This window comes from Streptomyces angustmyceticus (assembly GCF_019933235.1).
Taxonomy (GTDB): Bacteria; Actinomycetota; Actinomycetes; order Streptomycetales; family Streptomycetaceae; genus Streptomyces; species Streptomyces angustmyceticus.
This window is the reverse complement of the sequence record NZ_CP082945.1, coordinates 2,551,714-2,565,536: the sequence shown is the minus strand read 5'-3', so window position 1 is coordinate 2,565,536 and position 13,823 is coordinate 2,551,714. Positions and strand designations below refer to the sequence as shown.

Sequence of the window (13,823 nt, the reverse complement as noted above, 5' to 3'; positions counted from 1 at the left end):
AGGGTCACAGGCGTGCCGAAGCCGCTCAGCCTTGCTTTCGATCCCATCGCGCGCGCCGACGAACTGTGGCAGCAGCGATGGGGCGCCGTGCCCTCGATGGCCGCCATCACCTCGATCATGCGCGCCCACCAGATCCTGCTGGCCGAGGTGGACGCCGTGGTCAAGCCGTACGGGCTGACCTTCGCCCGCTACGAGGCGCTGGTGCTGCTGACCTTCTCCAAGGCCGGTGAGCTGCCGATGTCGAAGATCGGCGAGCGGCTGATGGTGCACCCGACGTCGGTGACCAACACCGTCGACCGGCTGGTGAAGTCCGGTCTCGTCGCCAAGCGGCCGAACCCGAACGACGGCCGGGGCACCCTCGCCACCATCACGGACAAGGGCCGCGAGGTGTGCGACGCGGCGACCCGCGACCTGATGGCGATGGACTTCGGGCTCGGGGCGTACGACGCCGAGGAGTGCGGGGAGATCTTCGCGCTGCTGCGGCCGCTGCGGGTGGCGGCGGAGGATTTCCGGGACACCCCCTGAGGGGTGCCGCGGGGAGCGGCGCGGTCCGGCGTTCGCAGGGGGTGGCGAAGATCGCCCCGGAACGGATGGTTACGCTCGGGGCATGAAGCGAAGCGTCCTGACCCGCTACCGGGCGATGGCCTACCTCACCGCCGTGATGCTGCTGGTCCTCTGCACCTGCATGGTTTTCAAGTACGGCTTCGGGATGGGCAAGGACCTCACCCTCGTCGTCTCGCAGATCCACGGCGTGCTCTACATCATCTACCTGGTCTTCGCCTTCGACCTGGGCTCCAAGGCCAAGTGGAAGTTCGGCAAGCTGCTGTGGGTGCTGATCGCGGGCACCATCCCCACCGCCGCCTTCTTCGTGGAGCGCCAGGTGGTGCGGGAGGTCGAGCCGCTGCTCGCCGATGACGCTCCGGAGCCGGTGAAGGCCTGATCGCCCCGGGCCGCCCCGGCGCGGTCCGAGCGGCACACCCTCAGACCTCCTCCTACGCGCTCGTCCTCCCACCGGACGGGTGCGTTTCGCCGTACCGCGGCCGTCACGGAGTGTGATTCCGGCAACGCGCAGGGCGACTCATGGCCTTCTCCCGTCGACAAGTACTAGGACGTCCAAGTAAATTCGGGGGTATGGACGCTGACGCGATCGATGAGGGCCGCCGCCGCTGGCAGGCTCGGTACGACTCCGCCCGCAAGCGGGACGCGGACTTCACCACGCTCTCGGGCGACCCCGTCGAGCCGGCGTACGGGCCCCGCCCCGGGGACTCGGTCGAGGGGTTCGAGCGGATCGGCTGGCCGGGCGAGTTCCCCTTCACGCGGGGGCTGTACCCGACCGGCTACCGCGGGCGGACGTGGACGATCCGCCAGTTCGCCGGCTTCGGCAACGCCGAGCAGACCAACGAGCGCTACAAGATGATCCTCAAGGCGGGCGGCGGCGGCCTCTCGGTCGCCTTCGACATGCCCACCCTCATGGGCCGGGACTCCGACGACCCGCGCTCGCTGGGCGAGGTCGGGCACTGCGGCGTCGCCATCGACTCGGCGGCCGACATGGAGGTCCTGTTCCGGGACATCCCGCTGGGCGACGTCACGACCTCCATGACGATCAGCGGACCGGCCGTCCCGGTCTTCTGCATGTACCTGGTCGCCGCCGAACGGCAGGGCATCGACCCGGGTGTCCTGAACGGCACCCTGCAGACGGACATCTTCAAGGAGTACATCGCGCAGAAGGAGTGGCTCTTCCAGCCCGAGCCGCACCTGCGCCTGATCGGCGACCTGATGGAGCACTGCGCGCGCGGCATCCCCGCGTACAAGCCGCTCTCGGTCTCCGGCTACCACATCCGCGAGGCGGGCGCGACGGCCGCGCAGGAGCTGGCGTACACGCTCGCCGACGGCTTCGGCTACGTGGAGCTGGGCCTCTCCCGCGGCCTGGACGTCAACACCTTCGCCCCCGGCCTGTCCTTCTTCTTCGACGCGCACCTGGACTTCTTCGAGGAGATCGCCAAGTTCCGCGCCGCGCGCCGGATCTGGGCCCGCTGGATGCGGGACGTCTACGGCGCGACGAGCGAGAAGGCGCAGTGGCTGCGCTTCCACACCCAGACCGCCGGTGTCTCGCTGACCGCCCAGCAGCCGTACAACAACGTCGTACGCACCGCCGTCGAGGCCCTGGCGGCCGTGCTCGGCGGCACCAACTCGCTGCACACCAACGCGCTGGACGAGACCCTGGCGCTGCCCAGCGAGCAGGCCGCGGAGATCGCGCTGCGCACCCAGCAGGTGCTCATGGAGGAGACCGGCGTCGCCAACGTCGCCGACCCGCTGGGCGGATCGTGGTTCATCGAGTCGCTGACCGACCGGATCGAGGCGGACGCCGAGAAGATCTTCGAGCAGATCAAGGAGCGCGGCCGGCGGGCGGTCCCCAACGGCGAGCACCCCATCGGCCCGATCACCTCCGGCATCCTGCGCGGCATCGAGGACGGCTGGTTCACCGGCGAGATCGCCGAATCCGCCTTCCGCTACCAGCAGGCGCTGGAGAAGGGCGACAAGAAGGTCGTCGGCGTCAACTGCCACCACGGCTCGGTCACCGGCGACCTGGAGATCCTGCGGGTCAGCCACGAGGTCGAGCGCGAGCAGGTACGGGTGCTCGCGGCCCGCAAGGAGGCCCGCGACGACGCCCGGGTCCAGTCCTCGCTCAAGGCGATGCTGGAAGCCGCCCGCGACGGCGGCAACATGATCGAGCCGATGCTGGAGGCCGTCCGCGCCGAGGCCACCCTCGGCGAGATCTGCGGCGCGCTGCGGGACGAGTGGGGGGTGTACACGGAGCCGGCCGGGTTCTGACGGGCCGGGCGCCGCCGGCTCTCCGCGATCGTCTGCTCAGCCGGGTAGTGCGACCGCGCAGAGAGCGCCGGCGGCGACCCCGACGACAGCCACGGCCGATACGCCGACGACGATCGCGCGGGTCGGTGTGCCACGGGTCGTGCGCCAGGTCTCCTTCAAGGTCAAGCCGTTCTTGTCGAGACGCGTGGACCACCAGAAGAAGACGAAGGCGTCGATGAGGAGGGCCCCGAAGGCGACGGCGAATTTCACCGCCGCGCCTCGGTCGTCGGGCAGCACGACTTCATTTCCGCTGCGCTGGCCGGGGATGGTGGAGGTCTTCGGGTGGCCGGCCGGCAGACCACTGATCTGCGCGTTCTCGGCCACGGTCTTTCCGTCGTCCGAGCGGAATTCTCCGGTGCAGGTGTAGTCGGTGGTCGAACCCGTGCCGCGCTTGCCCGAAGTGTGGTGGTGCACGACGGTGTAGCACTCCGCGACGGTGAGTGTCCCGTGTGTGCCCATGACGCCCGCCTGGGTCAGCCCCAGCCACGCGAACACCACACTGAGCGCCAGGAGCATGATCATGGCGAGCAGATGGAGAAATCGCCCCCACACGCGCTTTATCGTGGACAGGGTGGGAAATTCAGGCATGGCGGGATTCCTTCCCCGGGTTTCGGGTGAGGTTGTGCTGAAGGGGACATTGCTTGACGGGCAGGGTGGTGTGCCGCGGCGCGAGCGCCCCGTGCCGTGTGACCCCCGCCTCCCGTTGTCTCGTCCGAGTGGAATTTTGCGGCATCGTCGTCCGCGGGTGCGTCCGTGCGGAAAGTTGTGAGGGGACGTTGCGGGGTTCCGGATGCTCCTCGGTCGTGCAGATTCCGTGTGCACCTGGCGGGTCGGCCGGGGTGAGTTCCTGCGCGACGGCACGGGAATCGGGCGCGCGTGCGACAACAGACGCGATGAAGTCGGAATGCCGCCCCCCGCGGGCCGCCGGGGTGAGTGTGTGCCGCGGATCGGGCATGAATGCGGCAGCCCTTTCGTGCGCGGGGGTGACTCCCCCGCTCCGCTCCCCGGGGGTCCGGCGGGCGTCGTCGGCGATGCCGATGTGAATTGCCTTCACGTTTCTCCCACTTCTGCTCCGACGGGCGTGGGATACCGTACGGCATCGCATTTATCTGATCTTTAACGGTGTGGAGGGCGGGTCGTGGCAGGATCCGGCTATGACGTGGATCCGGGCGTACTCAGGACGCAGGGCGGCGTCTTCGGCGATATCGGCTCCCGTTTCAGCGAGGCGGCCAAGAAGCTGAAGGCCGCGGTGGGCGGAGATCCCGGTGAGGCGTGGGGCAAGGACGACTTCGTCGGCACCTTCAACGACTTCTACGGCCCGGTGGCGGAGGGCATCTGCGATTCGATGCCCCATCTCGGTGAGGCGATCTCCAAGATCGGCAGCAAGCTCGAAGCAATGGGTGCGCATTACGACTCCACGGAGGAGGCAGAGCGCGACCATCTCGCGAAGTACGCGGCACACCGCCCTGATATCGCGAACTGACGCCGCACCATTCGGTATCCGTCGCCGGCTATCCGCTCACCATCAACACATTCGCGCTTTCGGGGGATGAACGCACCGTGGCCACCATCACGCTGCCGAACGAGGTCGACTGGATCCTCGACCTGCTGGGCTTTCAGTGGCCCAATGTCGACGAGGACAAGATGCGGGAGGCGGCTGAGGCATGGAGCGGCTTCGCCGCTGCCGCTCGCCGGTACCAGGCCGAGGGGGTAAGCGCCGCGAACACGGTGCGCGGTGCCAACTCCGGTGAGGCGATCGAGGCCTTCAGCGACAACTGGAAGAAGTACGGGGACGGTGGCGGCTACCTGGACGAGGCCATCGAGGCCGCCGAAGTGCTTGCTGTCGTGCTCCAGGTGGTGGCCGCGATCGTGATGGTCATGAAGATCGCGGTGATCGCTCAGCTCATCGCACTGGCCGTCGAGTTCGCGATCGCCCAGGCGGCCGCGCCGGTCACGCTGGGCGCCTCCGAAGCAGGGGCGGCCGCGGCCACGGCGACCACCCGGGTGATCGTCCGGAGGATCCTGGACGAGGCCAGGCAGAAAATTGTCCAGGCCATCACCGAGGCCATCGAGAAGAAGGTGGTCAAGGGCGCCAAGGAGATGGCGCTGGACCTGCTCAAGGATCTCGGCAAGGACGCCCTCAAGGGGTTGGGGCAGAACCTCGCCACACAGGGCGTCAAGAGCCACTTCGGAGCGCAGGCCGGATTCGACTGGAAGGAAGCCGGGAGGGCCGGCCTGAAGCCCGTCGTGGACATCGACGACAAGGGCCACGTGGGATTCGGCGACAAGCTCAAGGATGTCGGCAAGGTGGGCACGGGTGCCTACCACATGGGGCAGGGCGTCGGGCAGGTCGCGCAAGGTGACTTCTCCGGAGGTGCCAAGAAGATCTGGGAGGGCCAGCAGGAGCAGGTCGCCGGCATGACGGAAGTCGCCGGGATGGTCACGAAGGACAAGGAGGCCCCGGCCGAAGGCGACGGCGGTTCGTCCGACGGCGACTCCTCTTCGGGAAGCGGCGGGGCGGACGGCGCCTCCGGGAGCGGCGGGGCCGGGTCTTCGTCCTCGTCGTCCGGGGACGGGCCGGGGGATTCGTCCTCGTCCGGTGGCTCGCCTTCCGGCGGGGGTCCTTCCTCGTCCGGAGGTTCGGACGGGGGCGGCAGCCCGGCGTCCGCCGGTACTTCCACCGGCAGCGCCACGCCCGCTTCTCCCCCTGCCCCCACCACCGAAAGCGGACGGGCCGAGGCCGAGCGTGCGCGCAACGCCTTCGGCTGAGAGGAACCCCCGAACCATGAGCAGCAGCAGCCTCCCCGCCCCCGGCGACCGTGACTACCCCGTCGAGGAGAAGGATCTGACCGAAGAGCAGAACGAGCACCTCACCGCGTCCCTGCGGGCCGTCCGGAGCAGTTCGTCGGCCCCGTCCGCACTTCAGGAGCTCGCCCGCAAGGTGCTCGGCGGGCGGCTCGAACTCAAGGACGTGCTCGACGACCCGTCCGGCCACCGCGCGCTCACCGACGGGCTGTCCGGGATGCGGGAGAGCTGGCGGTCGATGTCGCCGCGGGACCGGCAGGCGGTCCGTACGGCGGTGGAGGAGAAGGCCGCGGAGAAGGAGGCCGGCGGGGGCCGGTGAGCGTCCCCGGGGGCGTCGTCCGATGCGGGGCGGATCGGGGAGGGCCTCCTACGCCGCCCCGGCCGGCAGCCGCAGGCGGAACAGGGCGCCGCCGCCCGGGGCCCGTTCGGCGGTGAGTTCGGCGCCGTGGGCGCGGGCGATCTGGCGGGCCATGGCCAGGCCCAGGCCGGAGCCGGGCAGGGCGCGGGCCGCCTCGGCGCGGTAGAAGCGGTCGAAGACGTGGGGGAGGTCGGCCTCGGCGATGCCGGGGCCGTGGTCGCGGACGGTCAGGTTCAACTCGCCCGAGGAGAAGGTGAGTTCGGTGTCGACCGGGCCGCCCGGCGGGGAGAACTTCGCGGCGTTGTCGAGGAGGTTGGACAGCAGCCGGGACAGGCGGGCCGGCACGCCGGGGACGGTGCGGTCGGCCGCGGACGGCGCGACGGCGGCGGTGAAGGTGATCTCCGGCCAGTGTTCGCGGGCCGCGCCCACCGCGTGCTCCAGGAGAGCCGCCGGGCGCACCTGCTCCACCAGGGGCTGCGGCTCCTCGTCGCGGGCCAGCTCGATCAGGTCGTTGACGAGGGTGGTGACCTCCCGCAGCTGGCGGCCCAGGGCGGCCGAGGCGCGGTCGCGCTGGGCGTCGGTCAGGCGGTTTGCGCGGGCCAGGAGTTCGGCGTTGGTGCGCAGCGCGGTCAGCGGGGTGCGCAGTTCGTGGGAGGCGTCGGCGACCAGGCGGCGCTGTGCCGTGACGGACTGTTCGAGCTCGCCGAGCATGGTGTTGAAGCTGGTGGCCAGCCGGGTGATCTCGTCCTCCCGGGCGAGCGGGCCCGCGGGCAGTTCGATGCGGTGGCGGGCGTCGCGGGTGGCGGCGATGCGTTCCGCGGTGGCGGTGAGCCGGGCGACCGGGGCCAGGCCCGTACGGGACACCCAGTAGCCGAGCGCGGCGGCCAGCAGGACGCCGGCGCCGCCGACGACGGACAGCGCCCAGGCGGCCTGCTCCACGCTCCGGTCGACGGAGTCGGAGCGCAGGGCGACCTGTACCGCCTCGTCCTTGCCCGTCACGCGCGTGGTGAACATCCGGACCGGCTGCCCGGCGACGGCCAGCTCGCTGTAGAACGCCGCGCGCCGGCCGGCGGCGACCTGCCGGGTGGCGTCGGAGACGGGCAGCCCGTAGGGCTTGCGCGGATCCTTGGCGGGGTCGGAGGGCACGATCTGGAAGCAGGACGAGGCCGGGTACTGGCAGAGGGTGTCGCTCGGCGTCGGGCCCCAGTCCCGGCGCTCGCGCATGATCTCGGTGGACGTCAGGGCCAGGTTCCGGTCGAGCTGGCGGGTCATCTGGTAATCGATGAGGACGAACGCGGCCGCGCAGACGCCGATCGCGACCAGTGCCACCGCGGCGGAGGCCGCCAGCGCCAGCCGGGCGCGCAGCGGCCGACGGCGGCGCCAGCGGGCCCCCAGGCCGCGGGTGCCGGTCACGCGCCCTCCGCGTGGTCCAGGCGGTAGCCCACCCCGTGCACGGTGTGGACGAGCCGGGGCTCGCCGCCCGCCTCCAGTTTGCGCCGCAGGTAACCGACGTAGACGGCCAGGGAGTTGGAGTCGGGGCCGAAGTCGCGGCCCCAGACGCGCTCCAGGATCATCTCGCGCGGCAGCACCTGCCCGGGGTGCAGCAGCAGCAGTTCCAGCAGCGCCCACTCGGTGCGGCTGAACTCCAGCGGCCGGCCCGCCCGGTGGCCGGTGCGGGTCACGGGGTCGACGACCAGGTCGCCGAAGGAGAGCCGGGTGTCCTCGGCGGTCGTGGCCGAGGCCCGGCGCAGCAGGGCCCGCACCCGGGCCACCAACTCGTCCAGGGCGAACGGTTTGACGAGGTAGTCGTCGGCTCCGGCGTCGAGCCCGTCCACCCGTTCGCTGACCGAGTCCAGCGCGGTCAGCACCAGGATCGGGGTGCGGTCGTCGAGGGCGCGCAGCCGGCGGCAGACGGCCAGGCCGTCCAGGACGGGCATCATCACGTCCAGGACGAGGACGTCCGGCTGCCAGCCGGCGACCTCCGAGAGGGCGGCCAGGCCGTCGGCGGCGCCCCGTACCGTGTAGCCCTCCACGGCGAGGCCGTCCTCGACGGCGGCGCGTACCTCCGGTTCGTCGTCGACGACGAGGATCTTGGGGGCCGGGGTGTTCTGGGGCGTGGGCGGCATGGACATAGGCTGCCAAACACCTCTCTTAGAAGCTTCTTAGGGCGTATCGCGAGCGTGGCGGCCATGCGCACACCACTCTCTGTCGTGATCGGTGCGGGCGGCACCGGCGGACACATCTATCCCGGCCTCGCTCTCGCCGACGCGCTCCGCCGGGCGGTGCCCGATGCGGTGATCTCCTTCGTCGGGACCGAACGCGGCCTGGAGACACGGTTGATCCCGCGGGCCGGATACCGGCTGCACACCGTCGACATGATCCCCTTCGACCCCTCGCTCGGCGCCCGACGCTATCTGCTGCCGGCCGCGCTGCTGCGCTCGGGTGCCCAGTGCCGGACGATCCTCAAGGAGCAGAAAGCCCAGGTCGCGGTCGGTATGGGCGGCTATCCGAGCGCCCCGGTGATCGTCGGGGCCAAGCTGGCCGGGCTGCCGAGCCTGGTCCACGAGTCCAACGCGGTGCCGGGCCGGGCCAACAAGTTCGCGGCCCGGCTCACCCCGCACATCGCCCTCGCCTTCGACCGCAGCCGCGCGCACCTGGCGGGCGGGGAACGGGCGCAGACGGTGGGGATGCCGCTGGTGGGCCCGCTGGCCGAACTGGACCGGGCGGGGCTGCGGCCGGCCGCCCGCCGGGCCCTGGGCGTGCCGGACGGGGCACGGCTGCTGCTGGTCAACGGCGGGAGCCTGGGGGCGGCCCGGCTGAACGAGGCGGCCGTGGGCCTGGCAGGACGCCACCGGGCGCGCACCGACCTGCGGCTGCTGATCAAGACCGGGCCCGCCGCCCTGGAGGAGACGAAGGCCCTCCTGGCGGCCAACGGCGGGGACGCGGTCGCCGAGGCGGTGCCGTACCTGGACCGGATGGACCTGGCGTACGCCGCCGCCGATCTGGTGGTGTGCCGGGCCGGTTCGGCGACCGTCGCCGAGCTGGCCACCATCGGGATGCCGGCCGTCCTCGTGCCGTATCCGCACGCGCCGGGCGACCACCAGACCCATAACGCCCGGGTGCTCTCGGACGCCGGGGCGGCGCTGCTGCTGCCCGACCCGCAGACCACGGCGGAGCGGCTGGACGCGCTGGTCACCCCGCTTCTCGACAACCCCGCCCGGCTCGCCGCGATGGCCGCGGCCGCCGACCCGGGCACCCATGCGCGGGCCGCCGGCCTGCTGGCCGACAAGGTGCTGGCGCTCGCCGGTCACCCGCAGGTCCACCACCACCCCACGATGAAGGAGTCAGCATGAGCAGCAGCACGCAGCAGTGGACGGGCCGCCGGGTCCTGGTCACCGGGGCCGAGGGGTTCATCGGTTCGACCCTGGTCGACATGCTGGTGGCGGCCGGCGCCGAGGTGCGCGCGTTCGTCCATTACAAGCCGTACGCCGAAAAGGGAAATCTGGCGCGTCATCTCGGACCGGGCTCCGGGGTCGAGATGGTGGCGGGCGACGTGCGGGACGCGGGCCGGGTGTCGGACGCCGTCGCGGGCTGCGACACGGTCTTCCATCTGGCCGCGCTGATCGGGATCCCGTACAGCTACGACTCGCCGGGCGCGTATGTGCAGACGAACGTGGTGGGGACGGAGAACGTCGCCGAAGCCTGCCGCCGGCACGCGGTGCGGCGGCTGGTGCACACCTCCACCAGCGAGGTCTACGGGACCGCGCTGACCGCGCCGATCGGCGAGGACCACCCGCTGCAGCCGCAGTCGCCGTACTCCGCCTCGAAGATCGGCGCGGACATGATGGCGCTGTCGCACCGGCACGCCTTCGGACTGCCGGTGACGGTCGTGCGCCCGTTCAACACCTACGGCCCCCGGCAGTCCGCGCGCGCCGTGATCCCCACGATCCTGGCCCAACTCCACTCCGGCGCCCGGCAGATCAAGCTGGGCTCGCTCACCCCGACCCGCGACTTCACCTACGTCACGGACACCGCGGCCGGGTTCCTGGCGCTGGCCGGCTGCGACCGGGCGCTGGGCGAGGTCGTCAACCTGGGCACCGGGCGGGAGATCGCCATCGGGGCGCTCGCCGAGGCACTGGCAGCGGCCTCCGGCCGGGACGCCGAGGTGGTGGTGGACACCGCGCGGCTGCGGCCCGCGGGCAGCGAGGTCGAGCGGCTGCTGTCGGACAACTCCCGGGCCCGCGAATGGGCTTCGTGGCGGCCGGAAGTGTCCCTGGAGGAGGGGCTGAAGCGGACCTCGGAGTGGGTGGCGGAGAACCTCCACCTGTTCGCCGCGGACCGCTACCAGGTCTGATCCGCCGCCGCGGCGGGGCACGCCGGTGCCGCGCCGCGGCCGACCCCGCACCGGCGCCCGGTGCGCCCGTCTCCCGGGCTCAGTCCTGACCGTCCAGGCCGGAGAGCCCGGTGAGGAAGAGGGCGGTGAAGTCGCGCCCCCACGCGGCGTCCACGGGCTCGCCGCTGACCAGGGTGCGGTGCACGATCGCCCCGGCGATCACGTCGAAGATCAGGTCCATGTTGCGGGTGGCGGCCCGCTCGCCCTCCGTGCCGGGGGAGTCCGGGGGCAGCTCGCCGCGGGCCTGGGCGCGCGAGCGGCCGAGCAGGACCAGCCGTTTTTGCCGGTCGACGATCGCCGAGCGGATGCGTTCGCGCAGCGCCTCGTCGGTGGTGGACTCGGCGACCACGGCCATCAGCGCCGTCTTGGTCTCCGGCCGGGCCAGCAGCGCCCCGAACTGCAGCACCACACCCTCGATGTCGGACTGCAAGGAGCCCCGGTCGGGGAGTTCGAGCTCGTCGAAGAGGACCGCCACGGCGTCCACGACGAGCTCGTTCTTGTTGGCCCAGCGCCGGTAGAGCGTCGTCTTCGCGACACCGGCCCGCGCCGCCACCTCGCTCATGGTGAGCCGCCCCCAGCCGAGATCGACGAGTGCGGCACGGGTCGCGCGCAGGATCGCGAAATCGGTCTCGGCGCTGCGCGGGCGGCCCGTGCGGCCCTTCCGGGGACTGGCGGAGTGGTGCATGCGGGCGACCATACCGGGCAGTACGGGAGGTGCCTCCCGTGAGGCAGATCACTCCCGTCGGGGCCGGAACCGGTTGTGGTCCGGGGGCGACGGCGAGTTACGCTACGGGTCGTAGCGTAAGAGCGACAGCCACAGGCCGCGGGTGGGGACCCGGGGCCGCGCACGACGGTCCTTTACCGGACCGCACACCGGTCCTCCTCGGGACCACCACGGGCAGCTGTCCCGGACGTACGCCGGCATCCCGGCGGGGCGTACGGACGGGGTGCGGCGCCCGGTACACGGCCCGGTGCCCGTCACCGGACCGGCAATCCGCAGCACCGCCGCACGACCGATCGCGTCGCCGACCGCACCGCTTTCCGGATCGCTTTTCGGAACGGACCGCCCAGGGGGGAGGATGGACCCATGCAGCCACGCAACATGTCCATGAGTGGAGTCGTCGACCTCGCAGCGGTGAAGGCGGCGGGGGAAGCGAAGCAGAAGGCGGAGCAGGCACGCGCCGAGGCCGCCCGTACCGGCCGGGCGCCCGCGAGCGGTGCCCGCCTGGTGTTCGACGTCGACGAGGCGGGGTTCCAGCAGGACGTCCTGCAGCGCTCGACCGAGGTCCCGGTCGTCATCGACTTCTGGGCCGAGTGGTGCGAGCCGTGCAAGCAGCTGGGTCCGCTGCTGGAGCGCCTCGCGGGGGAGTACGCCGGCAAGTTCGTGCTGGCCAAGATCGACGTCGACGCCAACCAGATGCTGTTCCAGCAGTTCGGGGTGCAGGGCATCCCGGCGGTCTTCGCGGTCGTCGCGGGGCAGCCGATCCCGCTGTTCCAGGGCGCGGCCCCGGAGTCGCAGATCCGTCAGGTGCTCGACCAGCTGGTGCAGGCCGCCGAGCAGCAGTTCGGCATCGTGGGGGCGCCGCTCGACCCGCAGGACGCGGGCGCGGCGGAGCAGGAGGCCGAGGCCCCGGCGCCGGCCGGCCCCTACGACGCCCTGCTGGAGGCCGCGAACCAGGCGCTGGACTCGGGCGATCTGGGCGGTGCCGTCCAGGCGTACAAGAACGTGCTCAACGACGACCCGGCCAACCCGGAGGCCAAGCTCGGTCTGGCGCAGGCCGAACTCCTGCGCCGGGTGCAGGATCTCGACCCGCAGGCGGTGCGCAAGGAGGCCGCGGAGAGCCCGGCCGACGTCCAGGCGCAGATCCGTGCCGCGGATCTCGATCTGGTCGGCGGGCACGTCGAGGACGCGTTCGGCCGGCTGGTCGACGTGGTGAAGCGGACGGCGGGGGACGACCGGGAGGCCGCGCGGCTGCGGCTGCTGGAGCTGTTCGAGGTCATCGGCGCGGAGGATCCGCGGGTGACGGCGGCGCGTACCGCGCTGGCCCGGGTGCTGTTCTGACCGCTGTCTTCGCACTCGCCCGCTTCTGACCAGTACGACCACCGCGCGTTGCCCGAACAAACGACAGAGCGGCCACGTTTTACCAAAACTTGGTAAACGTGGCCGCTGTTACTTCAAGTAAGCCTGAGCGGCCCCCTTGTGGCGCTGTGTCCGCAATTGCCCAATGTCCCCTCACCGTTAGTGGCGACCGAGTGTGTCCGGTTGGTTTCGGTGGGTCGTGGCGTGTTTATCGGGCCGTTACCCGCAAGTAACGAGCCCCTTGTGCGGCGGCCCCGAATGGACCACGATCGGCCACGCTCGGTCCATTCCCGCAGCCCGGCATCCGGTCGGTGTCGCGGGGTACTTGGGTCCCCACCGAGTGGTCGGCGGCAGGTGCCGCCGGCGTGGACAGGGGGGTCTCTGCCCCACCCGGCAGGGCCTGTCCGGTGAGGTTGCGCGAGAGCGTGGCCAGTGGTTGTCGCTCGGGGGTGATCGCCGGTGTTCGGAACACGATGTGCCTCCGAGACAGGCGCTCTCCTTCCCGAGGACGTAGCACTTCTCCCATCCCAGGTAGGGCTGTCCCAACTGAGGCGGCCGGTACCGGAGATGTACGTCCGAGAAGGAGGAAAGTCATGGAGTCCCTGGCTCGTGGCGGGACCAGATGGAAGCGGTTCGCCGTCGTCATGGTGCCGAGCGTCGCGGCGACCGCCGCGATCGGTGTCGCCCTCTCGCAGGGTGCGCTCGCGGCATCGTTCAGCGTGTCCGGCCAGCAGTTCAAGGTCGCTACCGACCGGCTGGACGGCACCGGGTTTGTGCAGTACGGAGCCATTGACGCCCAGAAGGGCGGCAAGCAGGTCCCGGTGGCGGTCTCGGGGTTCTCGAACGCCAAGATCAAGAACCTGTGCCAGTCGGTGGTCGTGCCGGTGCCGGTCTTCGGCGACGTGTCGATGAAGCTGTCGGCCGGTGGCGGTGACACGCCCGTCGAGGCGAAGAACCTCTACATCGACCTCGACCAGCTGTCCGCGGACGCGACCTTCAACAACATCGACATCGGTGTTGCTGCGGGCTCGACGACCAAGGGCCCTGGCATGCACAAGGGCGACAAGGCCGACCCGGGCTCGTTCGCCCAGCAGGCCGAGTCGGCCACGCTGACCCACGTCAGGCAGCAGGCATGGGCCACGACGGCCGGCACGTTCAAGCTCAGCGGCCTGAAGATGAGCGTCGCCAAGGGCAAGAGCGAGTGCTACTGACGCACTGAGCGTGCGGGCGCGGGGCGAGTTGTCGCGGCATGAGCCGTTCCCCGTGCCCGTACGCCGGGTAGCGCCAGTAGGACACCCAGCACAGAACCACCGATT

The 13,823-nt window shown here is 71.2% G+C and carries 14 protein-coding genes; 10 read left to right on the top strand and 4 right to left on the bottom strand.

From position 1 onward, the window contains the following. Window positions 1-12: 12 nt before the first annotated feature. The 3 genes from K7396_RS11495 to K7396_RS11485 all read left to right on the top strand — a co-directional run bounded on the left by K7396_RS11495 (window position 13) and on the right by K7396_RS11485 (window position 2,832). Entirely contained in the window at window positions 13-525 is a 513-nt protein-coding gene (locus K7396_RS11495; protein ID WP_086716904.1) for a MarR family winged helix-turn-helix transcriptional regulator, read from the top strand. 82 nt (window positions 526-607) lie between these two features. Continuing rightward, complete coding sequence (locus K7396_RS11490) at window positions 608-940, top strand: DUF3817 domain-containing protein (protein ID WP_086716903.1); 333 nt, start codon at window positions 608-610, stop codon at window positions 938-940. A gap of 191 nt (window positions 941-1,131) precedes the next feature. After that, complete coding sequence (locus K7396_RS11485) at window positions 1,132-2,832, top strand: acyl-CoA mutase large subunit family protein (RefSeq protein ID WP_086716902.1); 1,701 nt, start codon at window positions 1,132-1,134, stop codon at window positions 2,830-2,832. 36 nt (window positions 2,833-2,868) lie between these two features. Here the strand turns inward: K7396_RS11485 and K7396_RS11480 are convergent, their stop codons facing one another. After that, the gene (locus K7396_RS11480; protein WP_143589061.1) at window positions 2,869-3,459 is read right to left on the bottom strand and encodes a hypothetical protein; all 591 of its coding nucleotides are present in this window, start codon (window positions 3,457-3,459) and stop codon (window positions 2,869-2,871) included. Window positions 3,460-4,009: 550 nt separating this feature from the next. On the opposite strand from K7396_RS11480, the gene K7396_RS11475 reads away from it, so the two are divergent. From K7396_RS11475 to K7396_RS11465, 3 genes are all read left to right on the top strand, one after another. Then, window positions 4,010-4,354 (top strand): hypothetical protein, encoded by a 345-nt coding sequence (locus K7396_RS11475; RefSeq protein WP_143589060.1) that lies wholly within the window; start codon window positions 4,010-4,012, stop codon window positions 4,352-4,354. A gap of 77 nt (window positions 4,355-4,431) precedes the next feature. Further along, window positions 4,432-5,640 (top strand): WXG100-like domain-containing protein, encoded by a 1,209-nt coding sequence (locus tag K7396_RS11470; RefSeq protein WP_086716899.1) that lies wholly within the window; start codon window positions 4,432-4,434, stop codon window positions 5,638-5,640. 16 nt (window positions 5,641-5,656) lie between these two features. Then, window positions 5,657-5,995: a hypothetical protein gene (locus K7396_RS11465; RefSeq protein WP_086716898.1), complete on the top strand. Its 339-nt coding sequence runs from the start codon at window positions 5,657-5,659 to the stop codon at window positions 5,993-5,995. A gap of 48 nt (window positions 5,996-6,043) precedes the next feature. Here K7396_RS11465 and K7396_RS11460 read toward each other — a convergent pair whose 3' ends face one another. Continuing rightward, window positions 6,044-7,447, bottom strand: coding sequence for a sensor histidine kinase (locus K7396_RS11460; RefSeq protein ID WP_086716897.1), 1,404 nt, complete (start codon window positions 7,445-7,447; stop codon window positions 6,044-6,046). Further along, complete coding sequence (locus K7396_RS11455; RefSeq protein WP_086716896.1) at window positions 7,444-8,166, bottom strand: response regulator transcription factor; 723 nt, start codon at window positions 8,164-8,166, stop codon at window positions 7,444-7,446. The genes K7396_RS11460 and K7396_RS11455 overlap by 4 nt, the downstream gene beginning before the upstream one ends. A 57-nt stretch (window positions 8,167-8,223) precedes the next feature. Here K7396_RS11455 and K7396_RS11450 point away from each other — a divergent pair, with 57 nt between their 5' ends. Both K7396_RS11450 and K7396_RS11445 read left to right on the top strand, forming a co-directional pair. Continuing rightward, window positions 8,224-9,387, top strand: a complete 1,164-nt coding sequence (locus tag K7396_RS11450) for a UDP-N-acetylglucosamine--N-acetylmuramyl-(pentapeptide) pyrophosphoryl-undecaprenol N-acetylglucosamine transferase (RefSeq protein WP_086716895.1) — start codon at window positions 8,224-8,226, stop codon at window positions 9,385-9,387. Beyond that, window positions 9,384-10,388 carry a GDP-mannose 4,6-dehydratase gene (locus tag K7396_RS11445; protein ID WP_086716894.1) on the top strand — a complete coding sequence of 335 codons (1,005 nt, stop codon included), beginning with the start codon at window positions 9,384-9,386 and terminating at the stop codon, window positions 10,386-10,388. The genes K7396_RS11450 and K7396_RS11445 overlap by 4 nt, the downstream gene beginning before the upstream one ends. A gap of 79 nt (window positions 10,389-10,467) precedes the next feature. Here the strand turns inward: K7396_RS11445 and K7396_RS11440 are convergent, their stop codons facing one another. Then, window positions 10,468-11,124: a TetR/AcrR family transcriptional regulator gene (locus K7396_RS11440; RefSeq protein ID WP_086716893.1), complete on the bottom strand. Its 657-nt coding sequence runs from the start codon at window positions 11,122-11,124 to the stop codon at window positions 10,468-10,470. 390 nt (window positions 11,125-11,514) lie between these two features. Here K7396_RS11440 and K7396_RS11435 point away from each other — a divergent pair, with 390 nt between their 5' ends. Together K7396_RS11435 and K7396_RS11430 are read left to right on the top strand one after the other, a co-directional pair. Then, a complete protein-coding gene (locus K7396_RS11435; protein ID WP_086716892.1) occupies window positions 11,515-12,489 on the top strand; it encodes a tetratricopeptide repeat protein in 975 nt (324 codons plus the stop codon). Window positions 12,490-13,100: 611 nt separating this feature from the next. Then, on the top strand, window positions 13,101-13,718 hold the full coding sequence (locus tag K7396_RS11430; protein WP_086716891.1) for a DUF6230 family protein: 618 nt from the start codon (window positions 13,101-13,103) through the stop codon (window positions 13,716-13,718). Window positions 13,719-13,823 lie beyond the last annotated feature (105 nt).

Bases quoted from the DNA above. Each gene is read 5' to 3' on its own strand.
- K7396_RS11490 (WP_086716903.1), top strand. From the start codon at position 608: ATGAAGCGAAGCGTCCTGACCCGCTACCGGGCGATGGCCTACCTCACC.
- K7396_RS11485 (WP_086716902.1), top strand. From the start codon at position 1,132: ATGGACGCTGACGCGATCGATGAGGGCCGCCGCCGCTGGCAGGCTCGG.
- K7396_RS11480 (WP_143589061.1), bottom strand. From the start codon at position 3,459: ATGCCTGAATTTCCCACCCTGTCCACGATAAAGCGCGTGTGGGGGCGA.
- K7396_RS11465 (WP_086716898.1), top strand. From the start codon at position 5,657: ATGAGCAGCAGCAGCCTCCCCGCCCCCGGCGACCGTGACTACCCCGTC.
- K7396_RS11455 (WP_086716896.1), bottom strand. From the start codon at position 8,166: ATGTCCATGCCGCCCACGCCCCAGAACACCCCGGCCCCCAAGATCCTC.
- K7396_RS11450 (WP_086716895.1), top strand. From the start codon at position 8,224: ATGCGCACACCACTCTCTGTCGTGATCGGTGCGGGCGGCACCGGCGGA.
- K7396_RS11445 (WP_086716894.1), top strand. From the start codon at position 9,384: ATGAGCAGCAGCACGCAGCAGTGGACGGGCCGCCGGGTCCTGGTCACC.
- K7396_RS11440 (WP_086716893.1), bottom strand. From the start codon at position 11,124: ATGGTCGCCCGCATGCACCACTCCGCCAGTCCCCGGAAGGGCCGCACG.
- K7396_RS11435 (WP_086716892.1), top strand. From the start codon at position 11,515: ATGCAGCCACGCAACATGTCCATGAGTGGAGTCGTCGACCTCGCAGCG.
- K7396_RS11430 (WP_086716891.1), top strand. From the start codon at position 13,101: ATGGAGTCCCTGGCTCGTGGCGGGACCAGATGGAAGCGGTTCGCCGTC.